This window comes from Citrobacter arsenatis, assembly GCF_004353845.1.
GTDB classification, from domain to species: Bacteria; Pseudomonadota; Gammaproteobacteria; order Enterobacterales; family Enterobacteriaceae; genus Citrobacter; species Citrobacter arsenatis.
On sequence record NZ_CP037864.1, the window covers coordinates 1,272,987 to 1,299,198 of the forward strand.

Sequence of the window (26,212 nt, forward strand, 5' to 3'; positions counted from 1 at the left end):
ATAAGGTGCATGCACCGCCATCCGGCACAACTCAGCAGATTACTTTAACCCGGTTTTCTGCTTCATTGCCGCCATCACTGCCGGTTTATCCGCCAGATAATGGTTCAGGCCGTTGGCGCGCAGATTACAGGCTGCACAGTGACCGCATCCGTCACCTTTAATGCCGTTATAGCAGGTTAGCGTTTCTTTGCGTACCAGGTCCAGCTTGCCCCAGTAATCGGCCAGTGCCCAGGTTTCGGCTTTATCGATCCACATTAGCGGGGTTTCAAAGCGGATATCTTTTGCCATCCCCAGGCTTACGGCATGGTTCAGAGCTTTGACAAACTCATCGCGACAGTCCGGGTAGCCAGAGAAATCCGTTTCGCAAACGCCGGTAATGACCGCCTCTGCCTGCACCTGATACGCGTAAATCGCTGCCAGCGTTAAAAACAGAATATTGCGTCCTGGCACAAAGGTGTTGGGAATGCCGTTTGCATCCGGTTCATAATCAGGCACTGGAATGTTATCGCGGGTAAGGCTACTGACGGCCAGTTCGCTAAGTAGCGTGACATCAAGGACTTTGTGCGCACGCGCACCGAGTTTTAAGGCCAGGTCACGTGCGACGTCAATCTCAGCGCGATGGCGCTGACCATAATCAAAGGTCACGCAATGCACTTCATCATACTGATGTAACGCTTGCGTCAGACAGGTTGTGGAGTCCTGGCCTCCACTGAATACAACAACGGCACGTTTCATGGCTTTTCCTGACAAATAACGAAACCCATATGGTAGCGCCTGGGCGTGTCGCCGACCAGCTTCTTCACGCCGAAGGAGGCGGTAGCCAGGCTTCAGTAAACTCGAACCAGCCGCGAGGATTCAGGCGTACGCCGTTCACACCCGGCGGCGCGCTGATACGATAGTGATAATTGAACAGCGGCGTCACGGTAGCGTCATGCATCAGCGTGGCGAAAACTTGTTGTAAAGCCGCATGACGATCGTCTTCATCAGCCTGAATTTGCAGGGCATCCAGGGTGGTTTGCAGATGCGTATATGCTGGCGCACTCAATACATGTGACCAAAGCTGATCGCAGCGTAGCCACTGTTCGAGGGTGTATTCGGGCGCTTCGCCAATTAGCCTGTCGCCCATCATCAGGTCGGCCTGGGCTAAAGGATGATCGCCATCCCAGTTTTTAGCATTATGAAAAATAAGCGTTAACTCACAACCAAGTTGCGCCAGCGCCTGGCGAAGCTGTTCAGCCATGGCATGCAGCTCTACCGGCAGGTGATAGGCCAGCGTTAGTTCTTCCGGTAGCGTCACCTCGTCCAGTTCATCCCATTGTGGGATAGTCCATCCTGGCAGTAGCGCATTGCTTGGTGTGATCAGGTTTTCATCCACCTCAAGCGTTTGTAGCAGGGAAGAACGGTGGATAATATTGACCAGTCGGCGGGCCTGCTGCGTATTCAGGCGCGCGCTTTTTCTGAGCGTGAGATAGCAAAAACCGAGGCTTATCCCGCTGCTCACCTGGCTTAGCATAGGGAGTTCTTCGGGCTTACCAATCGCAATTTGCACCGGATGGCGACAGCTGGTGCCCAAGTCCTGAGAAAAGAGCTGCGGGGTTATCCAGTATTCAATGGCTTTTAGTAGTGGATGACTCAGATGGTAGTGATCGTGACTCTCGATACGCACCAGCTCCGGAGTAAACAGCGTCAACCGGAACGGGCCGGTACCCACAAACGGGTGCTCAGGATGCGCCAGGTGGCTACTGTAGCTTGCCAGACGGTGCGCCAGCCAGAAGTCGGGACGATGCAGAAAAAAGGTCAGACACTGGGGATGTGTCACCTCAATGCGCTTTACGCTGATAAACAGTTTATTCAGCGCGGGGAGTTCTAACAGCTTCAGCAACTGCTGATGTAGCTGTGTGCTGCTGACCGTATCGCCGTTATGCCAGTACAGGGTGGAACGAATATAGAAATCCCAGCGCAGGCCGTCGGCGGAGATATTCCAGTGGTGGGCTAAGTCTCCACAGGGATGTTGCGTAGTGCTGTCGAATCGGGTCAGGCCAGAAAATAGTTGTCCGGCGAGATGCTGCTCCGCACGACCGGGGAGAAAGCCGGGGTGCAAAGGATCAAGCTGGCGGTAATAGGGAATACGCAGGGTTGGCGTGTCGTTTTGCCACTGACCGCCCATAAACGGCTGTAGCAACGTTCTTAATTCACCCGGCGCCAGTTGAGCTAATTCCAGCACGCTAAGCTGCTCTCCCTTTTGCAGCGCCTGTTCCATCATGGTGTTGCGCAGTGAATCTGGCGTCACCAAAAAACGCAATTGCCCGCGTTTTCCACGCCCCGACCGAGCGTGCCACTCCAGCCAGCCAGCATCCTGCGCTTGCTTTAGCAGGGTACGCACGTGGCGCTCGCTGCAAAAACAGCGCTCGGCCAGTTCGCCCACAGTCACCGACTGCGGTTCTCCGTTCGAAGGCTGCCACAGGCGTAGGTACTGGTTCAGGCGATTAAGCAGACGCATTGATACATTATCCTTCAGATGCCCGTTAGCTATTTTTGTCCAGAGAAACCCGGAACAATTCATTTTATCTATTCACTATTACTTCCGTATATCTCAGGTGATACTGAATCTCAAGTTAACCGCGTCACAGTGTGGAGAAAGAAATGGCTCGTCTGGCTGCATTTGATATGGATGGCACCCTTTTGATGCCGAATCACCATTTAGGTGACGAAACGCTTTCAACGCTGGCGCGCCTGCGTGAGCGCGATATCACCCTGACCTTTGCCACCGGCCGTCATGTGCTGGAGATGCGCCATATTTTGGGTTCTATCTCACTGGACGCTTTTTTGATCACGGGTAACGGCACGCGCATTCACTCTCTTGAGGGCGATGTGCTGCACCGCCAGGATCTGGATCCGAATGTTGCGGATATGGTGTTACATCAGAAGTGGGATACCACGGCGAGCATGCATGTCTTTAATGACAACGGTTGGTTTACCGGACAAGAAATTCCAGCGCTGCTGCAGGCGCATGTTTATAGCGGATTTCGCTACCAGATTGTAGATGTGAAACGTATTCCGGCGCATCAGGTCACGAAAGTCTGCTTCTGCGGCGATCATGACTCTCTGATCCAATTGCGCATTCAACTGAATGAAGCGCTCGGCGAACAGGCGAATCTCTGTTTTTCCGCGTTTGATTGCCTTGAGGTGCTGCCGTTGGGCTGCAACAAAGGCTCTGCGCTGGCGGTACTCAGCGACCACTTAGGGTATTCAATGGCTGAGTGTATGGCGTTTGGGGATGCAATGAACGATCGCGAAATGTTAGGCAGCGTTGGACGCGGCCTGATTATGGGTAACGCGATGCCGCAACTGATTGCTGAACTGCCTCATTTATCGGTGATCGGGCATTGCCGCAATCAGGCGGTATCACACTTTTTGACGCATTGGCTGGACAATCCAAATCTACCTTATTCCCCCGAATGAGAGATCCCTTCCAGCAAGCCAGACTTCGCGTCTGGCTTTTTTTTATCCTGTTAATGGGTGTTTAGCAGTCGGGCGAGTTCTGCTTTCCACGGCGTTAAGTCACCGATGTGCGCGTCCACCCACTGCGGGTTGTAGTAGGTTTCCAGATAGCGTTCGCCGCTGTCGCACAGCAGCGTTACCAGTGAACCGGTAACGCCTGCATCGCGCATACGAGCGGCGAGTTGCAGCGTTCCCCACATGTTGGTGCCCGTTGAAGCACCGACTTTGCGGCCCAACTGCGTTTCCAGCCAGTGTGCGGTGGCCACGCTTGCGGCATCGGGAACGCGCAGCATTTCGTCAACCACGTCAGGAATGAAAGACGGTTCGACGCGCGGGCGGCCAATGCCTTCGATTTTGCTTCCCACCGGGCTGCGTTGCGTGGCATCGCGATCCTGCCAGAAGGGCAGAAAGACCGAGTTTTCCGGGTCTACTACCATCAGATGAGTGTCGTAGCCCTGACAGCGAATATAGCGACCAATGGTTGCCGAGGTGCCGCCGGTTCCGGCGCTCATCACAATATGGCGGGGGACGGGATTGGGCTCGCACTGCATCTGACGAAAGATGCTGTCGGCAATATTATTATTGCCACGCCAGTCGGTGGCGCGTTCAGCGTAGGTGAACTGGTCCATGTAATGGCCGTTCAGCTCACGCGCCAGCTGCTCAGAAGCCGCATAGATTTCACAGGCGCTTTCCACGAAATGACAGCGACCGCCGTAAAATTCAATCTGTTCAATTTTACGTTTCGCCGTACAGGAAGGCATGACGGCAATAAATGGTAGCCCTAACAATCGGGCGAAATAAGCCTCGGAGACCGCCGTTGAACCGGAGGATGATTCAATGATGGTGGTGCCTTCTTTGATCCAGCCATTGCACAATCCGTACAGAAACAGTGAGCGCGCCAGACGATGCTTCAGGCTCCCGGTCGGATGCGTGCTCTCATCTTTTAAATAGATCTGAATGCCCGGGAACGCCGGTAGCGACAGTCGAATGAGATGCGTATCTGCAGAACGCTGGTAATCCGCGTTGATTTCATTGATGGCGTTTTTAACCCAGGAGCTATTCATCATTAATAGATATCCATTTGTCATTTTGTGCCCAGAATAGCGAAAAGCACGGAAAAAATTGTTGCCATTTGGCCTTTAAAATAGAATGTAAGGAGAAAATTCTTCTCTGTGGAGTGGATATGTTAGACAAAATTGACCGTAAGCTGCTCGGGTTACTGCAACAGGATTGCACCCTTTCTTTGCAGGCGTTAGCAGATGCCGTTAATCTGACTACCACCCCCTGCTGGAAACGTCTCAAACGACTTGAGGATGAAGGTATCCTGCTGGGCAGAGTCGCCCTGTTGGATCCAGAAAAACTGGGGTTGGGACTCACCGCATTTGTGCTGATCAAAACTCAGCATCACAGCAGCGAATGGTATTGCCGCTTTGTCACTGAAGTGACCGGAATGCCGGAGGTACTGGGGTTTTGGCGTATAGCGGGGGAATATGACTACCTGATGCGAGTGCAGGTCGCCGATATGAAAAGCTACGATGAATTCTATAAGCGCCTGGTGAACAGCGTTCCGGGCCTGTCTGATGTCACCTCCAGCTTTGCGATGGAACAGATTAAATACACAACTGCTCTACCTATTGAATAATTCTCCCGGCGCGCATTGCCGGAAATCTTGTCAGGACATAACGCGTGCGATTATTTGCTCAATTAAGCTGGTACTTTCGCCGGGAGTGGCGTCGCTACCTCGGGGCAGTGGCCCTGCTTATCATCATCGCTATCCTTCAGCTTATTCCGCCGAAAGTGGTTGGGATCATTGTCGATGGCGTAACGACTCAACGCTTCACCACCGAGCGGCTGCTGATGTGGGTGGGAACAATTGCCCTGATCGCAGTGGTGGTCTATTTGCTGCGCTATGTCTGGCGCGTGCTACTGTTTGGCGCATCCTACCAACTGGCAGTTGAGCTGCGGGAAGATTATTACCGTCAGTTGAGTCGCCAGCATCCTGAGTTTTATCTGCGTCACCGCACGGGCGATCTAATGGCGCGTGCCACCAACGATGTCGATCGCGTCGTATTTGCCGCCGGAGAAGGTGTGCTGACGCTGGTGGATTCGCTGGTAATGGGGTGTGCGGTGCTGATCGTGATGTCAACGCAGATAAGCTGGCAACTGACGTTGATTGCGCTGCTGCCGATGCCGGTGATGGCGATAATGATCAAACGTTACGGCGATCGACTCCATAACCGCTTTAAGCTGGCGCAGGCGGCGTTTTCCAGTCTCAACGACCGTACTCAGGAAAGCCTGACCAGTATTCGTATGATCAAGGCCTTTGGTCTGGAGGATCGGCAGTCGGCATTATTTGCCGCCGATGCCGCAGATACCGGTAAGAAAAACCTGCGCGTGGCGCGCATTGACGCCCGCTTTGATCCCACGATTTATATTGCCATTGGTATGGCTAACCTGCTGGCGATTGCCGGAGGAAGCTGGATGGTGGTGAATGGTTCGCTGACGCTCGGCCAACTGACCAGCTTTATGATGTATCTCGGTCTGATGATTTGGCCGATGCTGGCGCTGGCATGGATGTTTAATATCGTCGAACGCGGCAGCGCCGCCTACAGCCGGATTCGCGCTATGCTGGCCGAAGCGCCGGTGGTGGATGACGGCACTGAACCGGTACCGGAAGGACGCGGCGAGCTGGCGGTGGCGATCCGCGAGTTTTGCTACCCGCAAACCACCCACCCGGCGCTGGAAAATGTGAATTTCCAGCTCAAACCGGGACAGATGCTGGGCATCTGTGGACCGACCGGTGCGGGAAAAAGTACCGTGCTGTCGCTGATCCAGCGTCATTTTGATATCTCCATGGGCGATGTGCGCTTCCATGATATTCCGTTAACGCGCTTACAGCTTGATAGCTGGCGCAGCCGGCTGGCGGTTGTCAGCCAAACGCCATTCCTGTTTTCGGATACCGTCGGCAATAACATCGCGTTAGGACGTCCGCAGGCCACGCAGGAAGAGATCGAGCATGTGGCGCGCCTTGCCAGCGTTCATGAGGATATTTTACGTCTTCCGCAGGGCTACGACACTGAAGTGGGTGAACGCGGGGTGATGCTGTCTGGTGGGCAAAAACAGCGTATTTCTATCGCTCGGGCGCTACTGCTGAACGCTGAAATCCTGATCCTTGATGATGCGTTGTCGGCGGTGGACGGTCGTACCGAGCATCAGATCCTGCATAACCTGCGCCAGTGGGGAGAAGGCAGAACGGTGATCATTAGCGCGCACCGTTTATCTGCGCTGACAGAAGCCAATGAAATTATCGTGATGCAGCACGGACATATTGCCCAGCGCGGCGAGCATGACGTGCTGGTACAGCAGCCTGGCTGGTATCGCGATATGTACCGCTATCAGCAACTGGAAGCGGCGCTGTCTGATGCGCCAGAGATAAACGAGGAGGCGGCTAATGCGTAGTTTCGGGCAATTATGGCCGACTCTGAAAAGACTGCTGGCGTATGGCTCTCCATGGCGCAAACAGCTGGCAATCGCGGTCGTCATGCTGTGGGTAGCGGCTGCGGCGGAAGTCAGCGGTCCGCTGCTGATTAGCTATTTTATCGATAACATGGTGGCGAAGAACAATCTGCCGTTGGCGATGGTCACCGGGCTGGTTGCGGCGTATGTCGGCCTGCAACTGCTGGCGGCAGGACTGCATTATGCGCAGTCGTTGTTGTTTAACCAGGCGGCGGTAGGCGTAGTACAACAGTTACGCACCGACGTAATGGACGCTGCGCTGCGCCAGCCGCTCAGCGCTTTTGATACTCAGCCCGTCGGGCAGCTTATCTCCCGCGTGACCAATGACACCGAAGTGATCCGCGACCTGTATGTGACAGTGGTGGCAACGGTCCTGCGCAGCGCGGCTTTAATCGGCGCCATGCTGGTAGCGATGTTCAGCCTCGAGTGGCGTATGGCGTTGGTGGCGATGGCCATTTTCCCCGCTGTGCTGGTGGTGATGGTGATTTACCAACGCTACAGCACCCCGATTGTGCGCCGGGTGCGCGCTTATCTGGCGGATATTAACGATGGCTTTAATGAAGTCATCAACGGCATGAGCGTTATCCAGCAGTTCCGTCAGCAGGCGCGGTTTGGCGAGAGAATGGGGGAAGCCAGCCGCTCGCACTATATGGCGCGTATGCAGACTCTGCGACTGGATGGTTTTTTGCTGCGTCCGCTGCTGAGCCTTTTCTCGGCGCTGATCCTCTGCGGTTTGCTGATGCTGTTCAGTTTTACCTCTGGCAGCGCCATCGAGGTTGGCGTGCTGTACGCGTTTATCAGCTATCTCGGCCGTTTGAACGAACCGCTGATCGAGCTGACCACCCAGCAATCAATGCTGCAGCAGGCGGTTGTTGCCGGTGAGAGGGTATTCGAGCTGATGGACGGGCCTCGTCAGCGTTATGGTGAAGATGATCGACCGCTTAAAAGCGGAGACATTGAGGTGGATAACGTTTCATTTGCCTATCGTGACGACAATCTGGTGCTGCAAAACATCAGTCTGTCCGTGCCTTCGCGTAGCTTTGTGGCTTTGGTCGGACACACCGGCAGCGGCAAAAGTACGCTGGCCAGCCTGCTGATGGGGTACTACCCGCTGACGCAGGGTGAAATCCGCCTTGACGGACGTCCTCTGTCTTCACTGAGCCATAGTGCGTTACGTCAGGGCATCGCGATGGTGCAGCAGGATCCGGTGGTGATGGCGGATACCTTCCTGGCAAATGTCACGCTGGGCCGCGATATCTCAGAAGAGCGGGTATGGCAGGCGTTGGAGACCGTGCAACTGGCTGAACTGGCTCGGGGTCTGAGCGAGGGGATTCATACCCGGCTGGGTGAGCAGGGCAATAATCTCTCCGTTGGGCAAAAACAGCTGCTGGCTCTGGCGCGGGTATTGGTTGAAACGCCGCAGGTGCTGATCCTCGATGAAGCCACGGCCAGTATTGACTCCGGGACTGAGCAAGCCATTCAGCACGCTCTGGCGGCGGTGCGTGAACACACTACGCTGGTGGTGATTGCGCATCGGTTATCGACGATTGTCGATGCAGATACCATTTTGGTGCTGCATCGCGGTCAGGCGGTTGAGCGTGGTACGCACCAGCAATTACTGGCGGCGCAAGGCCGTTACTGGCAGATGTATCAGCTGCAGCTGGCGGGGGAAGAGCTAGCCGCCAGCACGCAAGAGGATTCTGTTATCGCCTGATGGCGCAACGCTTACCCGGCCACCCGGTATCGTAGGTCGGTTAAGGCGTTTACGCCGCCATCCGGCAATCAACAATCTGGTGCAAAAATGTAACGCACTATGCACCTTTATAGTGCGTTTTTTCTTTTTCCCTCCCGGCAATACCCTGCGAACCTGAATCATTCCGCGTTTTTCATTCCTGGCACATCCCTTGCAATATTCCTCTCGTGTATCTGCAGCCACTACTGAATTCTGACTGGAGGGGATCTATGAAGCTGGTTACCGTGGTAATCAAACCGTTCAAACTGGAAGACGTCCGTGAAGCACTGTCGTCTATTGGTATTCAGGGGCTGACCGTCACCGAAGTGAAGGGGTTTGGCCGACAGAAAGGTCATGCTGAGCTGTACCGTGGGGCTGAATATAGCGTCAATTTTCTGCCAAAGGTGAAGATTGATGTCGCGATTGCCGACGACCAACTGGATGGCGTGATTGATGTCATCAGTAAGGCGGCATACACCGGAAAAATTGGCGACGGCAAAATTTTCGTCGCCGAGCTGCAACGTGTGATTCGTATTCGTACCGGCGAAGCCGACGAAGCCGCACTGTAACTTCTGGCACACAGTGATAGGAAACCAAAAATGAAGATAGCAACGATGAAAACGGGTATTGCTTCACTGGCGCTGTTGCCGGGACTGGCGATGGCGGCACCAGCGGTGGCGGATAAAGCAGATAACGCGTTTATGATGATCTGTACCGCGCTGGTGCTGTTTATGACTATCCCTGGCATTGCGCTGTTCTACGGCGGGTTGATTCGCGGTAAGAACGTGCTGTCGATGCTGACTCAGGTTACGGTGACATTCGCTCTGGTTTGTATTTTATGGGTGGTTTATGGCTACTCACTGGCCTTTGGCGAAGGGAATAATTTCTTCGGCAACTTCAACTGGGTATTGCTGAAGAACATCGCGCTGACGGCGGTCACGGGGAGCTTCTACCAGTACATTCATGTTGCTTTTCAGGGATCTTTCGCCTGTATCACCGTTGGGTTGATTGTTGGGGCGTTGGCTGAACGTATTCGATTTTCTGCGGTGCTGATTTTTGTGGTGGTGTGGTTAACGCTGTCATACATCCCCATTGCCCATATGGTCTGGGGCGGCGGCTTGCTGGCTTCCCATGGCGCGCTGGATTTTGCCGGTGGTACGGTCGTGCACATCAATGCGGCGATTGCCGGCCTGGTTGGCGCGTATCTGATTGGCAAACGCGTCGGTTTTGGCAAGGAAGCCTTTAAACCGCACAACCTGCCGATGGTCTTCACCGGTACCGCTATTCTCTATATTGGTTGGTTTGGCTTTAACGCTGGTTCAGCGGGAACGGCAAATGAGATCGCCGCACTGGCCTTCGTTAATACCGTGGTCGCCACCGCTGCCGCCATCCTTGGATGGATCTTCGGTGAATGGGCGCTGCGCGGCAAACCGTCTCTGCTGGGGGCTTGTTCTGGCGCCATTGCGGGTCTGGTAGGCGTAACACCGGCATGTGGCTACATTGGTGTCGGCGGTGCGCTGATTATCGGTGTGGTTGCGGGGCTGGCTGGCCTGTGGGGCGTAACCATGCTGAAGCGTTTGCTACGCGTGGACGATCCCTGTGACGTGTTTGGCGTTCACGGCGTGTGCGGCATTGTTGGCTGCATCCTGACCGGCGTTTTCGCTGCCAGCTCCCTGGGTGGCGTGGGCTTTGCCGAGGGCGTGACCATGGGGCATCAGCTGCTGGTGCAACTGGAAAGCGTGGCAATCACCATCGTCTGGTCCGGCGTGGTGGCCTTCATTGGCTATAAGCTGGCGGATATGACGGTTGGTCTGCGCGTACCGGAAGAGCAGGAACGCGAAGGTCTGGATGTGAACAGCCACGGCGAGAACGCTTACAACGCCTGATGTTTCAATCTGCCGGATGGCGCTAAACGCTTATCCGGCCTACAACGATATAGCCTGTAGGCCGGATAAGACATCAATTACGATTACGCATTACCCCTTCCTGCACGGTAGAAGCGACCAGCACGCCATCCTGCGTATAAAATTCCCCGCGCACAAAGCCCCGGGCACCGGAGGCGGAAGTACTTTCGACGTTATACAGCAGCCATTCATTGATATTGAACGGACGATGGAACCACATTGAGTGGTCAATGGTGGCGATCTGAATCCCTTTTTCCAGGAAACCAATCCCGTACGGTTGCAGCGCGACGGGCAGGAAGTTCAGGTCTGAGGCATAACCCAGCAGATACTGATGCACGCGCAAATCGTCCTGCAGCTCGCCGTTAGCACGGATCCAAACCTGGCGTGCCGGAGGTGCGACGTGACCTTTTAGGGGGTTATGAAACTCTACCGGACGCACTTCCAACGGACGATCGTTGATAAATTTTTCTTTCAACAGCGGCGGCAGTAAATGCGCCACTGAGCGGGCAATTTCCGTTTCGGATTTCAGTTCATCGGGACCCGGCGCATCTGGCATGGTTTTCTGATGTTCAAATCCGTCTTCCGGCGCCTGGAAAGAGGCGGTCATGTAAAAAATGGGTTTACCATTCTGGATCGCGGCAACGCGGCGCGCGCTGAAGCTGTTACCATCACGCAGGACTTCCACATCATAGATGATGGGCTTTTGGCTATCGCCGGGGCGTAAAAAGTAGCTGTGAAAAGAGTGGACCAGACGCTCTTCCGGTACGGTTTCTTTTGCGGCATACAGCGCCTGACCGACAACCTGTCCCCCAAAAACCTGACGCAACCCTAAGTCTTCACTTTGGCCCCGAAAGAGTCCTTCTTCAATTTTTTCCAGATTTAACAATGTCAGCAAGTTTTTCAGCGCCAGACTCATACGTGCTCTCCAGGTAATATCGATCTCGCAGCGAGGTAGGCAGAGTATAACGCAATTTTGAAAGTGGTCCGATGGGTGCAATTGTCTGAATTAAAGGCCTATTACAGGCAAAAACAGCTGTCTTGTGCCACACTTAGTCACGTTATGTTTTTGTTAACCACTCTTCTGGCGAGGAAAGTTCTCGCTGGTGCATAGATGATAAGGAGAATTTAATGAAACTCGTGCACATGGTAAGTGGTTTAGCGGTTGCGGTCGCTCTGGCGGCCTGTGCTGATAAAAGCGCGGATATTCAGACACCTGCGCCAAGCCCTAATACGTCAATTGCTGACACACAGTCTAAAATTCAGCAGCCGAATGTTTCCGGTACGGTATGGATCCGCCAGAAAGTGGCCTTGCCACCCGATGCGGTGCTGACCATTACGCTGTCGGATGCGTCGCTGGCCGATGCGCCGTCAAAAGTGCTGTCGCAAAAAGCGGTCCGTACTGAAGGTAAACAGGCGCCATTCAGCTTCGTATTACCGTTTAACCCGGCAGATATTCAACCTAATGCCCGTATTCTGCTGAGTGCGGCAATTACGGTGAATGACAAACTGGTCTTTATTACTGATACCGTTCAGACGGTCATTAATCAGGGGGGGACGAAAGCCGACCTGACGCTGGTCCCTGTACAGCAAACAGCAGTACCGGTTCAGGCGAGCGGTGGGGCGACGACCACGGTGCCGTCAACGTCACCAACCCAGGTTAATCCGTCGTCTGCGGTTCCTGCTCCCACGCAGTACTAAGGCAGTTGTAACCCTCTCCGGCTGGAGAGGGTTAGTACACCCAGCGATAGCGCTGTAAATCGATCTGTCCGCTTCCTGAAACCACAATTCCTTCTGCCAGCAACGCTTGACGCTGTCGTTGCAGGTCGGGACCCGTCAGCGAAATAGCACCGTGGCGATTAACCACCCGATGCCAGGGGAGGGTGCTGCCTTCAGGTAGACGCTTAAGCACGCCGCCTACCTGGCGCGCAGCACGCGGCGAACCGGCAAGCCTGGCAACATCGCCATAGGTGGTTACGAAACCTTCGGGGATTGACGCAACGATTTGCCAGACGCGTTGGGGGAAAGAGTCTTGTATATCCATCATTTATTCCTGCGCTAATCCTCCAGCATAATGCCGAAAGGCGAAGGAGTGAAGCCGCATTGTGCAAGAAAACAGCATCCGATGCTGGATGGGTTGCAATTACAGGGTGCAGCAGTGATAATGCGCCTGCGCGTTGGTTAACAACGCTCTCAATGGGGGCTCTGTTGGTTCTCCCGCAACACTACTCTGTTTACCAGGTCAGGTCCGGAAGGAAGCAGCCAAGGCAGATGACGTGTGTGCCGGGATGTAGCTGGCAGGGCCCCCACCCAATTCTGCCGTCCGAAAATTTCCCTTCTGTTTATCTTCTTTTCTTTGTCATCGTATTGTCATTTTATTGTCATCAAATGCTGTCAATGTGTTTCGGGGATGTTATTTGATGCTTTTGCCGCCGCCATCGCGCTGTAACGATATGGTCTTACATCCGGTGTGTTTTGGCTGACCACAAGGATTTTCTACGATGTCGACCGCTGTATTGAATGTCAAAATTGATGAGGCGCTAAAAGAAAAGCTTCGCCATTACGCCGAAGTGCATAATGAAAATTTAAGTATCGCGACGGAAAAACTGCTGCTGATCGCGTTCTCCGCCGTTGAAGAGGCGGGAGTCTCCGCTGAGGATATCGATAGCCAGCATACGGAAGAATCCGTCATTGAAGCACTGACTCCTAAAGAAATCAAAGCATTGCGAAGATTACTGAAGAAGAAAAAATGAAACAACAATCGCTCTCAACCGCCTGTAATTACGGCGAAGCCTGTGAAATGCTGCGCTCCGGTTATGTGAAACATGTTCGTCTGAGCTGGAATGTCGGCAGTGATGAGTTCTTTCGTATTGCCTCCGACTGGTGTGATGCCGGGGCAAAAATTAAGAAAGACGGTGAGAATTTCGTGATTTCCCTGAAAGGGTTCCCGGTTCCTCCTCAGCGGTAATATTGCCGGGACATCCTCGTTCATTACGGCATTCAAGGACGAGTCCTTTGACTCGTCGCTTAGATTATCTTCCGCACTTTCCCGCTGCTGGCCTGCAATCGCAGGTTATCCCAAATGGGTTGCAATACCCTGAAGGCGGCACGCGCTGTGTCATCCGGTAACGTGAAAGGCATACGCAAAAAGCGGTCAAATGCGCCATCAAGGCCAAACCGCGTCCCGGTCCCCAACTGAATGCCTGCGCTTTCGGCGCGCGTAGCGAACAGTGTTGCCAGCGTATCGGGCAGTTCAACCCAGTAAGAGAGTCCTCCTTGTGGCCGGGTAAACTGCCATTCCGGGAAATGTGAGTTCATCAGGCTTGAGCACAGATCTCGCTGCGATGTGAGCAGGCGTCTTCTGTCAGGAAGAAAGTTGGTGGCGTTATCCAGCAGCCAACTGGTGGCGAGTTGTTCAAGCACCGGGGAACCTAAATCGAAGGTATCGCGGGTTTGTACCAGCGCAGCAATGGTACGCGCCGATGCCCGAATCCAGCCCAGACGTAATCCGCCCCAAAAGCTTTTCCCTGCCGAACCCAGCAGGATGATCGGCGCATCGCGGTTGAATGCGGCAAGCGGCGGTGGCGGTGGGGCGTCATACCACAGGTTCACCATGGTCTCATCGATCACTAACGTAGTTCGGGTTCTTTCCGCAATATCCGCCACGACCTGGCGAGTGGCGGCATCCATACAACGCCCGGTCGGATTGTGAAAGTCCGGCATCAGATAAGCCATTCTTGGTGCGGTTTGCGCGATTGTTGCCACCAGACCTGCCGTATCCCAACCGTGCTCGGGCAGCGATACGCCGACGGGGCGACATGACGCCCCTTGTATTGCCGCAATCGCCAGCGGGTAAGTGGGGTGATCGACCACGACGCGATCGCCGGGGCCGGTGAGTAAACGCAGGATCAGCGCCAGGCCGCTGACCGCGCCGTTTACAACCATTATTTCATCGGGCTGAGTCGGAAGTCCGCGTTCGCAATAATGCCGGGCGATGGATTCACGCAAAATCGACAGCCCTTGTGGCAGATATCCGGAGCTCAGCAAATGCTGCGGCATTGCAAACAGCGCCTGCTGGTAAGCCTGATGAATTTCGGGACCGGCACTCAGCGCCGCCGTAGATAAATCAAGCGCAGTGCCTGTGCTGGTCCGGGTTGGCACGTGGCGAATATGTTCCGGCAGGATCACCCGTGAGCCGCTACCATGACGACTTTCCAGATATCCTTCTTCACGTAGTTGCGCCATAGCGCTGGCGACGGTGGTTCGGCTCACTTGCAGAACGGCAGCGAGCTCGCGTTCACCGGGCAAGCGGCTATCCAGCGCCAGTCGGCCATCGAGGATCAGCAAACGTAACGCTTCTGCCAGCTGCCGCCAGATGGGCGTTCGCGAGGGGCTTTCCTGCCAGTGCCCGAGCAGGCGCTGCAAAGATTGACTTCCGTAACGGCGAGATGACATAGCAGTCCACTTTTTAAAAACTGGACATTAATCATAGTGCCAATTGCGGTGAAGATGAAAGTTATCTGGGAATGAGAGGGGAAGAACATGCTGCGTCGTTTACTTCAGCTGTTTATCGGGCTGACACTGTACGGTGTGTCGACGGCGATGTTTGTCCGTGCCGATTTAGGGGCCGATCCGTGGAACGTGTTTCACCTGGGGGTGGCAAATTTACTGTCGATGAATATCGGCGTGGTGATTATTGCCGTGGGTGTGTTGGTATTGCTGGCGTGGATACCGCTGCGTCAACGTCCTGGGTTTGGCACGTTGAGCAACGTAATTATGATCGGCCTGGCGGCAGATGCTGCGCTGCTGGTGATTCCGGGATTTGAATCCTTGTTGGCACGCAGCGGGCTGTTGGTATCAGCGGTGATCCTGAATGCATTAGCAACCAGTCTGTACATTGGTGCCGGTTTTGGTGCCGGTCCGCGCGATGGTTTGATGACCGGGATTCACGCGCGTACCGGATGGCCAGTACGACGCATTCGCACCGCAATCGAAGTGTCGGTGCTGCTGATCGGTTGGTTGCTGGGAGGAACCGTTGGGTTAGGGACCGTGCTGTATGCGCTGGCTATCGGGCCGCTCATTCAGATTTGCCTGCCATGGTTTCGCCATCAGCCGCGGTCGCGTATCCGCCCCAGGAATGCGCCTGGGGCACGATCGCCTGCTGGCGACTAAACTTAACCTCGACTGACGCGGCCGGAATCGGCTTGCCGCGCAGTACACTTCGGAGGTTTATCTCATGAAGTATGTTGATGGCTTTGTGGTTGCCGTACCCGCGGAAAACAAGGAGGCGTACATTGCGATGGCGGCAAAAGCAGCTCCGCTTTTCAAGGAATTCGGTGCATTACGCGTAGTGGAATGCTGGGCAGATGACGTCCCAGACGGCAAATTGACCGATTTTCGCATGGCAGTGAAAGCGCAGGATCATGAAGAAGTGGTATTCAGCTGGATTGAATACCCTTCCAAAGAGGTCCGCGACGCGGCGAATCAGAAGATGATGTCCGATCCCCGTATGAAAGAATTCGGTGAATCTATGCCATTTGATGGCAAGCGAATGATCTACGGTGGATTTGCGCCCATTATGGAAGAGTGATGTGACTGGCTGTGCGGCGTGCCGCCAGCCATCTCAACGTCAACAGCCATGTTAAAGCCGCTTTTCTGCCCACAGAATAAATTCCGCCTTCGGCAGCGCTTTGCTGTAAAGCCAGCCCTGACCGTATTGCACGCCGTGCTGGCGAAGCCAGGCTTCCTGATTCTCAGTTTCGATACCTTCCGCCACCATCTCCAGCTTCAGCGTTTTCGCAATCTCGATGATATGCGGCGTGACGTTGTTGTACTCCAGCGCATCGACGAACGATTTGTCTATCTTCAGGATATCTACATCCAGATCCTGCAAATAGCTCAGGCTGGAATAGCCGGTACCAAAGTCATCAATATAGATCGAATGACCCGCCTGGCGGTATTTAGCAATAAACGGCGCGCTGTTTTTCGGGTCGGCAAATTCACGTTCAGTTAGCTCCAGCGCGATTTGCGCAGGCTTAAGCTGCCAGTGATTCACCTTCTGGCTTAACAGAGCAGGAAGCGTTTCAGAGGATAGATCGGCTGACTCAAGGTTGATGGAGATATGCTGATCCGGATGCTGACGCAGCCATTTACCTAAATCGTCAAATACGCTTTCAATAATCAAATGGGTCAGCTGTTCTGAAAGCCCGGTCTCTTGCGCCATTGCGACGAATATTTCCGGCGACAGATAACTCCCGTCGGCTTGCTGCCAACGAGCCAACGCTTCTGCCCCGACAACTTTCCCCGTTTTGAGTGAGATAATTGGCTGGTAATGAACCTTGATGTCCCGATGCTGAATAGCGTCCTGCAACTGGTGATGGGGTGACTGTAAGCGGCGCAAAATGCGCAGAATAAAGGCGGCGGTGAGCAAGCCGATAAGAATGCCAGCCGGGAGCCAGATTAGTGCCTGTCGGTGCCAGGTTTTTTGCAATGGCAGGGTGGAAGCCCAGGTGACGATGGTGATGCCCAGCTCCGGGAAAGGGCGGGCGTTAAAAATGCTGCCATCTCGTTGAAAATGGGTAATCGAGCGTTCTTGCTGTACATGCTGCAACACGTCCGATGGCAGATCGGCGCTACTGGCAACCACGACGTTACGCACGGTGCCAATAATAGTGACTTCAATTGGCCATGAGCCAAACGGGATGACGTCAATGAAAGAGCCTGGATCGACCATTACAACGTAATGTTCGCTCCCTAATGCCGCCATAAAGCGCTTGATGCCCAAATCGTTTTGCGTAGTAAGCCATGCGCGATATCCATCAGGCGTGACTTTCATTGCGGGTGGAAAAGCGTCAGCCTGGCTTCTTTTTTCCAGAGATGAGCATTGCGGAGCGTTATCTTTGAGGTACAGCACTTCCTGAATATAGCGATAGCTATATGACAAACGACGCATTTCCAGCAGATGTTCTTCACTACAAGGCACTCCCTGAAAGGCTTCAATATGGCGTAATGCTTTTTTTGCCTGCTCGCCTACGCGTTCCGTGCGTAATGCGACTCGCGTTGAGAACATATCGAGTTCATCGATAAATTTCGTTTCGACCTGACGATGTGCCAGCCACAGGCTTAAACCTACGGGCGCGAGGATGGAAAGAAACAGTACCCCTGTCACCAGGCTTATCAGATGTCGTGTTGTCACAGTGATATCCTTATTAACACAGCGTAGGGAAAGTATATCCGAAAGCCGAAAAAGCTATTCGATTGGCATCATATATTTACGGCCACTTATCATCCCGTTTAACTCTCTAGTGCGTAAATCAGGTTGTGATTTGTACAAGAGTGGTGTATTTTGTTGGTTATGTTATAACGTAACAAATTGAGGTTGCCATGAAACCGGATATTCATCCTTTTTACCGTACTGTGGTGTTTCACGATACCAGCGCCAACGAATACTTTAAGGTTGGTTCGACCATCAAAACTGAACGTGAGATTGAGTTTGAGGGGAAAACATACCCGTATGTGACTCTGGATATCTCTTCCAAATCGCATCCGTACTATACCGGGAAACAAAAAACCTTTGATAACGAAGGCAGTGCAGCACGTTTCCAGAAACGTTTTGGCCATTTTATTGGCGCTAAGCGAGGTTAAGATGCAGGTACTCAATTCACTTCGCAGCGCAAAGCAACGCCATCCTGACTGCCAGATAGTGAAACGCAAAGGGCGTTTGTACGTTATCTGCAAAACAAATCCGCGCTTTAAAGCAGTACAGGGTCGTAAAAAAAGACGTTAGTTTCTTTGCCAGCATTTCAGGGACTAAAGTGCGTTGCCTCTACAGGAACGCACTTTTTTTATCTGTACTGAGACCGCCGTTACTGGCTGGTCTGGGGGCGGGTTAGGGTAAAAACATCGTAAAACGAGAGTTCGCCCTTACGCGATATCATCTTTTGCAGCTGTGCTTTATGTTCACTATCGACAGAAGGTGAATGCAGGATGGTATCGATGAGTGAAGGGGGAACAAAGCGCGTATTGTACCACTCGCCGTTATAGCAGACCCTGAAATCCAGTACGTCAATATCTTCAAAGCGGTATCGTGGCGCAACGTCGAAAAAGAAAAACGCATTGAGTATGACGAACAGAACCACCAACAGCCATACTGAATCGACTAACGTTTCTGACTGTAGCATCACCGCCAGCGTGGCAAACCACGCAACATACATGCCGATGAACAGGCCGGGATGTTTGCGAATAAAGCTGATGCTAAAGCGCGGTTTGTTGTCGCGCTTTTCGCGAATATTTAAATCGTCGATTGTTTCGGTAAGCAGGCGCTGTATTTCTGTCATCTCTTGCCTTCGTGGTATCTGCAAAATTCAGGTGCGATCGCCCTATTTTAAAAGGGGATACCTTTTGAAGAAAGTAACAGATTAACCACAATTTAGCATAACAGTTACATTTCTGATCGCAGCGTTTTGATGATCCTCGCGGGATTTCCTCCAACCACGCAGTTTGCCGGTACGCTTTTAGTGACTACCGCGCCTGAGGCTACAACCACGTTATCACCTAAAGTGACGCCAGGGTTTATCACTGCGCGCCCACCTATCCAGACGTTGTGGCCAATAGTCACGGGTTTACCAAGCTCCATGCCACTGTTTCGCTCAGTGGCATCCAGCGGATGGGTCGCGGTATAGATATGAACGCCCGGCGCTAACATGCAGTTGTCGCCAATATGGATCGGGCAGACGTCGAGCATAACACAGTCGAAGTTGGCGTAAAATTCTTTACCGAGAAAGATGTTATAGCCGTAATCACAACGAAATGAGGGTTCAATATAAGCCCCTTCGCCCTGGCCCAAAAGTTCATGCAGGATAGTTTGACGCTCGTTTTTTTCATCGGGAGCGGTGTGATTGTAGCGATGGGTCAACTGACGAGCGCGTAGCCGATCGTTGCGCAATGTTTCATCTGCCGGGCGATAAAGTTCACCGGCGATCATTTTTTGCTTTTCATTACTCATTACGAATTCCCTGTGTACTGGTGGTCATTTCAGCACAGTAAAACGCAATGCCATCAAGGGGAACGTTCCCGTTGTTTCGCTGTGATCACAGTCACGTGATTTGAATTAAATAACTATTGTAAATACGAAAATGGTCAGCCAGACAAATGTATCGCTATACCTGACTTAACCCGTGAGCAATTAGCGAATGAATTTCCAAACAGAAGTTGGAATCTTGTCGTAGAGCTTATTCATAGTCAATTCAGCAAGGCGGTGATCTGCTGCTGAGTAAAATACAGCCAGTTCGTTGTCGGACAATTCATATTTATTTTTTTCAATAACGCGCTCAAGTGTGTCAATTGTCTGACAACGTCGCAGGCGCATCAAATAATCAGTTTTAGTTAATGGTTTATCGGACATAACTCTTACCTATGATTGTAATAATTTTTAACAAGACAAACTAACAGGATTAGCCCTGGTGGCATTGACAAAACAGCGAAACAGACGATTACCTGACTTCCGCCATTTCTGCAGATCCTGCGTATTAATACCATAACTGCTGAACAACATAAAAGTGTCATCCAGGTATTCATCTATCTGCGCAATCAGCTTATTGTCCTCATTGTACTTAATTTTATAATTAAGTGCGAAGGTTGCAATATGCTCTATCAGTTCATTGAGCTGCAAGCTGGTGGCAGAGGTAGGGTCATTAACCCAGCCATGGTTACTTTGTTCAAGGTTTGCAAGACAGTCATGATACAGGGTTTCGCAGAGAAATTTAAGCTGCGCGATATCATGTCTTTTGGGTGAGTATTCATCCATAACGCATCCCCTTCTTAGTGGCTTAAACTAACCGAACACCTTTCGGGATGGATACAACAAACTACCTGGAACTTGCCCGCGACTCCTGATGATTTAACTATAATCTACTCTAAAAAAGATTTCATCGTCATATCACGAAAAATTACAATTATGCAAAATTATGATGCCAGGTCATTTTTACACTTTAACAGATACATGTGGCTATTCGGAATGGGACAACTTCTTTATTCTTCGGGCAATCATCGGGTTATCTTGATTAGGTTTAGCAACGAACGGCAACAACCGACAATGCCAATCAGAGGCTAGGAATAATCTTAATATTTATTAAGCTAAATAAGAACACTCAATGTTTTTTTAAGAATAGCCTTTAAGCCTACAAGGATTATATCGCTTATTTGCCCCAGAGAAAATAAACGAAATCGCAATAAGTGGTTTTTATGATTTTTGCTGAAAAAAAGGCCGCTTGCGCGGCCTTAACTTTAGAGTGCTATCAATGATGGTCTACTGAGTGACTATGCTCAATATCTTCATTTTTGCGGCTAAAGCGGCGGCGTACCACCACAAAGAACACCGGAACAAAGAAGATAGCCAATACGGTTGCCGTCACCATCCCGCCCATTACGCCAGTACCAACGGCGTTCTGCGCACCGGAACCTGCGCCGGAGCTGATAACCAGTGGCATTACGCCCAGAATAAAGGCCAGCGATGTCATCAGGATTGGACGTAAACGCATACGGACCGCGTCCAGCGTCGCCTCTATCAGACCTTTGCCTTCTTTATCCATCAAGTCTTTGGCGAATTCGACGATAAGTATCGCGTTCTTCGCCGACAACCCAATGGTTGTGAGCAGGCCTACCTGGAAGTAAACGTCGTTGGTCAGGCCGCGGAACGTTGCCGCCAGCAATGCGCCAATAACACCCAGCGGTACCACCAGCATTACGGAGAACGGAATTGACCAGCTCTCGTACAATGCCGCCAGACACAGGAATACAACAATCAGTGAAATGGCGTACAGGGCAGGGGCCTGGTTGCCGGACAGTCGTTCCTGGTAGGACATACCGGTCCAGTCATAACCGATACCGGATGGCAGTTTGCTAGCCAGTTGCTCCATCATTGCCATCGCTTCACCGGTACTTTTACCCGGTGCGGCCTGGCCTAAGATTTCCATGGAAGGCAGACCGTTATAGCGTTCCAGACGTGGTGAACCATATTCCCAACGTGAGGTAGAGAAGGCGGAGAACGGTACCATTTGTCCATCGCTGCCGCGGACATACCAGTTGCCAATATCTTCCGGCAGCATACGGTATTTCGCTTCAGACATGACGTAAACTTTCTTCACACGACCACGGTCGATGAAGTCATTCACGTAGCTTCCGCCCCATGCTGCACCCAACGTTGTATTAATATCACTAATGGAAACACCCAGAGCCTGCGCTTTTTCCTGATCGATATCGATCTTGAACTGCGGGGTATCTTCCAGACCGTTAGGACGTACACCGACTAACAGATCGGGATGTTTCGCAACTTCACCAAACAGCTGGTTACGCGCCTGAGTCAGCTTCTCATGACCTAAGCCGGCCTGGTCAATCAGCTGGAAGTCGAAACCGGTCGCGGTCCCTAACTCCACAATGGCTGGCAGGTTAAAGGCAAAGACCATTGCGTCTTTAATCTGCGAGAAGGCACCCATTGCACGTTGAGTAATTGCTTCAACCTTGTTCTCTTCGCCTGGACGTTCACTCCAGTCTTTCAGAGAAACGAACGCGATACCGGTGTTCTGACCACGCCCTGCAAAACCGAAGCCGTTAACGGCAAACACCGATTCAACGTTCGCTTTTTCTTTGGTCAGATAGTAATCCGTCATTTCGTCCAGCACCTTCTGGGTACGCTCTTGCGTTGCACCCGCTGGCAGCTGAGCCATTGACAGGAATACCCCCTGGTCTTCATCCGGCAGGAACGAGCTTGGCAGACGAACGAACAGATAGGCCATGCCCACGACGATTATCAGATACAGCGCCAGATAACGACCAGTGCTGCGCAGAATTCCGCCCACGCTGTCGGTGTAATGGTGCGTGCTCTTATCGAACATGCGGTTAAACCAGCCGAAGAAGCCTTTTTTGCCTTCTCCGTGATCGCCTTTAGCAATCGGTTTGAGCATGGTCGCGCACAGGGCAGGGGTCAGAATCAAGGCCACCAGGACTGACAGCGCCATCGCCGAAACAATGGTGATGGAGAACTGACGGTAAATTGCACCCGTAGAACCCCCGAAGAAGGCCATCGGGATAAATACCGCTGACAGTACCATCGCGATACCCACCAGTGCGCCCTGAATCTGGCCCATTGATTTACGCGTTGCTTCCTTCGGCGGTAGCCCTTCCTCGGCCATTACACGTTCAACGTTCTCGACCACAACGATGGCGTCATCCACTAACAGGCCGATGGCGAGCACCATCCCGAACATCGTCAGCGTGTTTATCGAGAAGCCGAAAATCGCAAGGACGGCAAACGTACCCAAGAGCACCACCGGCACGGCGATAGTCGGAATCAGCGTCGCGCGGAAGTTCTGCAGGAACAGATACATTACCAGGAACACGAGGATGATTGCTTCCGCCAGCGTTTTCACTACTTCGTGAATAGAGATTTTCACGAACGGCGTGGTGTCATACGGATAAACGATCTTCAGCCCTGACGGGAAGAACGGTTCCATCTTCTTCAGTTCATCGCGGATAGCGTTAGCGGTGTCCAGGGCGTTCGCGCCTGTCGCCAGCTTGATACCCAGACCGGATGCCGGTTTACCGTTGAACTTCGCAATGATGTCGTAGTTCTCACCACCCAGTTCGACTTTCGCTACGTCACGCAGACGAACCTGAGAACCGTCCTGATTCACTTTCAGCAGAATTTTGCTGAACTCATCGGCGGAGGTCAGACGGGTTTGCGCGATGATCGACGCGTTAAGCTGCTGGCCTTTCACCGGCGGCGTACCGCCTAACTGACCGGCTGCAACCTGGGCGTTCTGCGCTTTGATGGCGCTGATCACATCAACCGGTGTCAGTTGGAAGTTATTCAGTTTGTTCGGATCCATCCAGATACGCATTGCGTACTGGGAACCGAACAGCTGAACGTCACCCACACCTGAAGTACGGCTGATGGCGTCCTTCATGTTGGCGCCCACGTAGTCGGAAATATCCTCCTGCGTCATGGTGCCGTTGGTGTTGATAACGCCGACAACCATCAGGAAGCTACTGGATGATTTCTCAACGCTCACACCCTGTTGTTGTACTTCCTGCGGCAGAAGCGGCATTGCCAACTGCAGTTTGTTCTGCACCTGTACCTGTGCGATATCCGCGTCAGTACCAGACTGGAAGGTTAGGGTGATCTGCACGGTACCCGTGGAGTCACTGTTTGAGGACATGTACATCAGGTTATCGATACCGTTCATATTCTGTTCGATAACCTGCGTAACAGTATCCTGTACTGTTTTGGCATCAGCGCCAGGATAGGTCGCGGAGATCGTCACTGCTGGCGGTGCAATAGTCGGATATTGCGCTACCGGCAATTTGAGGATCGCGAGCCCCCCTGCCAACATGATGATAATGGCGATCACCCACGCAAATATTGGGCGATCGATAAAGAAATTAGGCATGTCTTAACGGCTCCTGTTTAAGTTAAGACTTGGACTGTTCAGGCTGGCTACCGCTTGCTGCTTGCTGGTTGTTATCAGCGGTGATTTCCTGCGCTTTTACCTGCGCGCCAGGACGTACTTTTTGCAGCCCAGTGACAATCACGCGGTCGCCCGGTTTAAGTCCATCAGTGACTAACCATTTGTCGCCAATCGCTTGTGAAGCGACAATTTGACGAGTTTCAACTTTGTTGTCTGCACCGATAACCAATGCACTGGCATCGCCACGCGGTGTGCGGGTAACGCCTTGCTGTGGAACCAGTAATGCAGTTGGGTTAGTCCCTTCTTCCAGACGTGCGCGAACGAACATACCTGGCAGTAAGGTGTGATCCGGGTTAGGGAAGATTGCGCGTAACGTAATCGACCCGGTGGTTTGATCAACCGTCACATCAGAAAATTCCAGCGTACCGGACTGCGGGAATTTAATGCCGTCATTGGTCACCAGTTCGACTTTCGCTTTACCGTTTTCTTGCTTCAGCGTGCCGTTGGCCAACTCTTGTTTCAGGCGCAGGAAGTCGTTGCTTGACTGCGTCACGTCCACATAGATTGGGTCAAGCTGCTGAACGGTCGCCAGTGCGGTCGCCTGACCGTTTTGCACCAGAGCGCCTTCAGTCACGGATGACTTACCAATGCGGCCGCTGATCGGTGACGTCACTTTGGTATAGGCCAGATTGATACGTGCAGTTTCTACCGCGGCTTTCGCGGCGACAACGGCGGCGTTCGCCTGCTGTGCGTCTGCCAGCGCGCTATCGTAATCCTGTTGACTGATGTACTTAGTACCCAACAGTTTCTGATAACGTTTGACCGTCAGTTGAGCGATATTTGCTGCGGCTTGTGCTTTGGCCAGATCGCCTTTTGCGCTTTCATAAGCGGCCTGGTAAGTAGCAGGATCAATCTGATAGAGAGATACACCCGCTTCGATGTCACCACCTTCCGTGAAATTACGCTTCAGGATAATACCGCTAACCTGAGGACGAACTTCAGCAATGCGATACGCACTGGTGCGACCCGGGAGTTCGGTTGTTATCTGTAGAGGTTCAGTTTTGAGCGTAACAACTCCAACCTCTGGCATCTGCTGGCCCCCTTGTTGGGCCTGTTTGTCGTCACATCCTGTTAGCGCTAAGCTGCCTGAGAGCATCAGAACGACTGCCAGAGGCGTTAACCCTCTGTTTTTGTTCATATGTAAACCTCGAGTGTCCGATTTCAAATTGATCAATGGCTGAAAGCCCATAAACCCATTGCTGCGTTTATATTATCGTCGTGCTATGGTACATACATTCACAAATGTATGTAAATCTAACGCCTGTAAATTCACTGACCTATGGCACGAAAAACCAAACAACAAGCACAGGAAACACGACAGCACATTCTCGATGTCGCTCTGCGTTTGTTTTCGCAACAAGGGGTATCATCCACCTCGCTTGCGGAGATCGCAAAAGCCGCTGGTGTCACGCGCGGCGCAATCTATTGGCATTTCAAAAACAAATCGGATTTATTCAGTGAAATCTGGGAGCTAGCAAAACCTAACATTGATGAGTTAGAAACTGAGTATCAGGCAAAATTCCCCGACGATCCACTATCAGTATTAAGAGAAATTTTAATTTACGTTCTTGAAGCTACCGTGACAGAAGAACGCCGACGTTTGTTGTTGGAAATTATATTCCACAAATGCGAATTTGTCGGGGAAATGGCCTCTGTTCAGCTAGCGCAACGCAGCCTGTGTATTGAAAATTACGACCGTATCGAACAAACATTGCGGCACTGCATGAATGCCAACATGCTGCCGGAAAATTTGAATACGCGTCGCGTGGCGGTGCTGCTGCGTAGCTATGTTACCGGAATTATAGAGAACTGGTTATTTGCGCCTGAATCTTTTGATCTGAAAACTGAAGCTCGGGAATATGTCGCAGTGCTGCTGGAGATGTGTCTTCTCTGCCCAAGCCTGCGGGTTAATATGGCGAAAGCCTGCTAACGATTAGGGTCTGAACCAGGAATTCTCCTGGTCGTTTTGCCTGCTGCTATTCTGCCGGTCACAGCCGTGATATTCTTGCCGCTTGACTATTTTCGGTCACTTTTCCGGT

Annotated in this window: 26 protein-coding genes, 1 other RNA gene and 1 pseudogene; 15 read left to right on the forward strand and 13 right to left on the reverse strand. The window is 52.4% G+C overall.

Annotated elements, in window-relative coordinates; genetic code table 11:
- Positions 1-39: 39 nt before the first annotated feature.
- Entirely contained in the window at positions 40-735 is a 696-nt protein-coding gene (queC, locus tag E1B03_RS06955) for a 7-cyano-7-deazaguanine synthase QueC (protein WP_133085917.1), read from the reverse strand.
- A 64-nt stretch (positions 736-799) separates the two neighbouring features.
- Entirely contained in the window at positions 800-2,500 is a 1,701-nt protein-coding gene (locus E1B03_RS06960) for an SgrR family transcriptional regulator (protein ID WP_103771120.1), read from the reverse strand.
- A 143-nt stretch (positions 2,501-2,643) separates the two neighbouring features.
- On the opposite strand from E1B03_RS06960, the gene cof reads away from it, so the two are divergent.
- Positions 2,644-3,462, forward strand: a complete 819-nt coding sequence (cof, locus tag E1B03_RS06965) for an HMP-PP phosphatase (protein ID WP_133085919.1) — start codon at positions 2,644-2,646, stop codon at positions 3,460-3,462.
- A gap of 50 nt (positions 3,463-3,512) precedes the next feature.
- Here the strand turns inward: cof and E1B03_RS06970 are convergent, their stop codons facing one another.
- Positions 3,513-4,568: a PLP-dependent cysteine synthase family protein gene (locus tag E1B03_RS06970; RefSeq protein ID WP_133085921.1), complete on the reverse strand. Its 1,056-nt coding sequence runs from the start codon at positions 4,566-4,568 to the stop codon at positions 3,513-3,515.
- A gap of 116 nt (positions 4,569-4,684) precedes the next feature.
- On the opposite strand from E1B03_RS06970, the gene E1B03_RS06975 reads away from it, so the two are divergent.
- The 5 genes from E1B03_RS06975 (at position 4,685) to amtB (ending at position 10,635) form a co-directional block, all read left to right on the forward strand.
- Positions 4,685-5,143: an Lrp/AsnC family transcriptional regulator gene (locus tag E1B03_RS06975; protein WP_165955297.1), complete on the forward strand. Its 459-nt coding sequence runs from the start codon at positions 4,685-4,687 to the stop codon at positions 5,141-5,143.
- Between the two features lie 44 nt (positions 5,144-5,187).
- Positions 5,188-6,960: a SmdA family multidrug ABC transporter permease/ATP-binding protein gene (locus E1B03_RS06980; protein ID WP_133085924.1), complete on the forward strand. Its 1,773-nt coding sequence runs from the start codon at positions 5,188-5,190 to the stop codon at positions 6,958-6,960.
- Positions 6,953-8,731, forward strand: a complete 1,779-nt coding sequence (locus tag E1B03_RS06985) for a SmdB family multidrug efflux ABC transporter permease/ATP-binding protein (protein ID WP_103771125.1) — start codon at positions 6,953-6,955, stop codon at positions 8,729-8,731. Before E1B03_RS06980 ends, E1B03_RS06985 begins: the two co-directional genes overlap by 8 nt.
- Before the next feature lie 248 nt (positions 8,732-8,979).
- Positions 8,980-9,318, forward strand: coding sequence for a P-II family nitrogen regulator (gene glnK / locus E1B03_RS06995; RefSeq protein ID WP_003021657.1), 339 nt, complete (start codon positions 8,980-8,982; stop codon positions 9,316-9,318).
- Between the two features lie 30 nt (positions 9,319-9,348).
- Positions 9,349-10,635, forward strand: a complete 1,287-nt coding sequence (amtB, locus tag E1B03_RS07000; protein ID WP_103771127.1) for an ammonium transporter AmtB — start codon at positions 9,349-9,351, stop codon at positions 10,633-10,635.
- Between the two features lie 73 nt (positions 10,636-10,708).
- Here the strand turns inward: amtB and tesB are convergent, their stop codons facing one another.
- Complete coding sequence (gene tesB, locus E1B03_RS07005) at positions 10,709-11,569, reverse strand: acyl-CoA thioesterase II (protein WP_003831027.1); 861 nt, start codon at positions 11,567-11,569, stop codon at positions 10,709-10,711.
- A 212-nt stretch (positions 11,570-11,781) separates the two neighbouring features.
- On the opposite strand from tesB, the gene E1B03_RS07010 reads away from it, so the two are divergent.
- Positions 11,782-12,351 carry a YbaY family lipoprotein gene (locus E1B03_RS07010; protein WP_133085925.1) on the forward strand — a complete coding sequence of 190 codons (570 nt, stop codon included), beginning with the start codon at positions 11,782-11,784 and terminating at the stop codon, positions 12,349-12,351.
- A 31-nt stretch (positions 12,352-12,382) separates the two neighbouring features.
- Here the strand turns inward: E1B03_RS07010 and E1B03_RS07015 are convergent.
- Positions 12,383-12,772: pseudogene (locus E1B03_RS07015) on the reverse strand (MGMT family protein).
- 84 nt (positions 12,773-12,856) lie between these two features.
- On the opposite strand from E1B03_RS07015, the gene ffs reads away from it, so the two are divergent.
- From ffs to E1B03_RS07030, 3 genes are all read left to right on the forward strand, one after another.
- An RNA gene (gene ffs, locus E1B03_RS07020) (signal recognition particle sRNA small type) lies at positions 12,857-12,953 on the forward strand.
- Positions 12,954-13,151: 198 nt separating this feature from the next.
- Positions 13,152-13,403 carry a hypothetical protein gene (locus E1B03_RS07025; RefSeq protein WP_103772085.1) on the forward strand — a complete coding sequence of 84 codons (252 nt, stop codon included), beginning with the start codon at positions 13,152-13,154 and terminating at the stop codon, positions 13,401-13,403.
- A complete protein-coding gene (locus E1B03_RS07030; protein ID WP_016152066.1) occupies positions 13,400-13,618 on the forward strand; it encodes a hypothetical protein in 219 nt (72 codons plus the stop codon). Before E1B03_RS07025 ends, E1B03_RS07030 begins: the two co-directional genes overlap by 4 nt.
- A 59-nt stretch (positions 13,619-13,677) precedes the next feature.
- On the opposite strand, the gene yczR is transcribed toward E1B03_RS07030, so the two are convergent.
- Positions 13,678-15,105 carry a MocR-like transcription factor YczR gene (gene yczR / locus E1B03_RS07035; protein WP_103772084.1) on the reverse strand — a complete coding sequence of 476 codons (1,428 nt, stop codon included), beginning with the start codon at positions 15,103-15,105 and terminating at the stop codon, positions 13,678-13,680.
- An 87-nt stretch (positions 15,106-15,192) separates the two neighbouring features.
- Here yczR and yczE point away from each other — a divergent pair, with 87 nt between their 5' ends.
- A complete protein-coding gene (yczE, locus tag E1B03_RS07040; protein ID WP_103772083.1) occupies positions 15,193-15,822 on the forward strand; it encodes a membrane protein YczE in 630 nt (209 codons plus the stop codon).
- Positions 15,823-15,886: 64 nt separating this feature from the next.
- The gene (locus E1B03_RS07045) at positions 15,887-16,240 is read left to right on the forward strand and encodes a DUF1428 domain-containing protein (RefSeq protein WP_003831033.1); all 354 of its coding nucleotides are present in this window, start codon (positions 15,887-15,889) and stop codon (positions 16,238-16,240) included.
- Between the two features lie 51 nt (positions 16,241-16,291).
- Here E1B03_RS07045 and E1B03_RS07050 read toward each other — a convergent pair whose 3' ends face one another.
- Positions 16,292-17,845, reverse strand: a complete 1,554-nt coding sequence (locus E1B03_RS07050) for an EAL domain-containing protein (protein ID WP_103772082.1) — start codon at positions 17,843-17,845, stop codon at positions 16,292-16,294.
- Between the two features lie 188 nt (positions 17,846-18,033).
- Between E1B03_RS07050 and E1B03_RS07055 the strand changes: the two genes are divergently transcribed.
- The gene (locus E1B03_RS07055; protein WP_038638331.1) at positions 18,034-18,294 is read left to right on the forward strand and encodes a type B 50S ribosomal protein L31; all 261 of its coding nucleotides are present in this window, start codon (positions 18,034-18,036) and stop codon (positions 18,292-18,294) included.
- Between the two features lies 1 nt (position 18,295).
- Entirely contained in the window at positions 18,296-18,436 is a 141-nt protein-coding gene (ykgO, locus tag E1B03_RS07060) for a type B 50S ribosomal protein L36 (protein ID WP_005125190.1), read from the forward strand.
- A gap of 79 nt (positions 18,437-18,515) precedes the next feature.
- On the opposite strand, the gene E1B03_RS07065 is transcribed toward ykgO, so the two are convergent.
- The 6 genes from E1B03_RS07065 to acrA form a co-directional block, all read right to left on the reverse strand.
- A complete protein-coding gene (locus E1B03_RS07065) occupies positions 18,516-18,986 on the reverse strand; it encodes a YlaC family protein (protein WP_016152071.1) in 471 nt (156 codons plus the stop codon).
- A 104-nt stretch (positions 18,987-19,090) separates the two neighbouring features.
- Positions 19,091-19,654 (reverse strand): maltose O-acetyltransferase, encoded by a 564-nt coding sequence (maa, locus tag E1B03_RS07070; RefSeq protein WP_103772081.1) that lies wholly within the window; start codon positions 19,652-19,654, stop codon positions 19,091-19,093.
- A 180-nt stretch (positions 19,655-19,834) separates the two neighbouring features.
- Positions 19,835-20,053 (reverse strand): HHA domain-containing protein, encoded by a 219-nt coding sequence (locus E1B03_RS07075; RefSeq protein ID WP_002892050.1) that lies wholly within the window; start codon positions 20,051-20,053, stop codon positions 19,835-19,837.
- 27 nt (positions 20,054-20,080) lie between these two features.
- Positions 20,081-20,455, reverse strand: coding sequence for an Hha toxicity modulator TomB (gene tomB / locus E1B03_RS07080; RefSeq protein WP_003021733.1), 375 nt, complete (start codon positions 20,453-20,455; stop codon positions 20,081-20,083).
- A gap of 490 nt (positions 20,456-20,945) precedes the next feature.
- On the reverse strand, positions 20,946-24,095 hold the full coding sequence (gene acrB, locus E1B03_RS07085) for an efflux RND transporter permease AcrB (protein WP_103772079.1): 3,150 nt from the start codon (positions 24,093-24,095) through the stop codon (positions 20,946-20,948).
- Between the two features lie 22 nt (positions 24,096-24,117).
- Positions 24,118-25,311, reverse strand: coding sequence for a multidrug efflux RND transporter periplasmic adaptor subunit AcrA (acrA, locus tag E1B03_RS07090; RefSeq protein ID WP_133085926.1), 1,194 nt, complete (start codon positions 25,309-25,311; stop codon positions 24,118-24,120).
- Between the two features lie 141 nt (positions 25,312-25,452).
- Here acrA and acrR point away from each other — a divergent pair, with 141 nt between their 5' ends.
- On the forward strand, positions 25,453-26,103 hold the full coding sequence (acrR, locus tag E1B03_RS07095) for a multidrug efflux transporter transcriptional repressor AcrR (protein ID WP_133085927.1): 651 nt from the start codon (positions 25,453-25,455) through the stop codon (positions 26,101-26,103).
- Positions 26,104-26,212 lie beyond the last annotated feature (109 nt).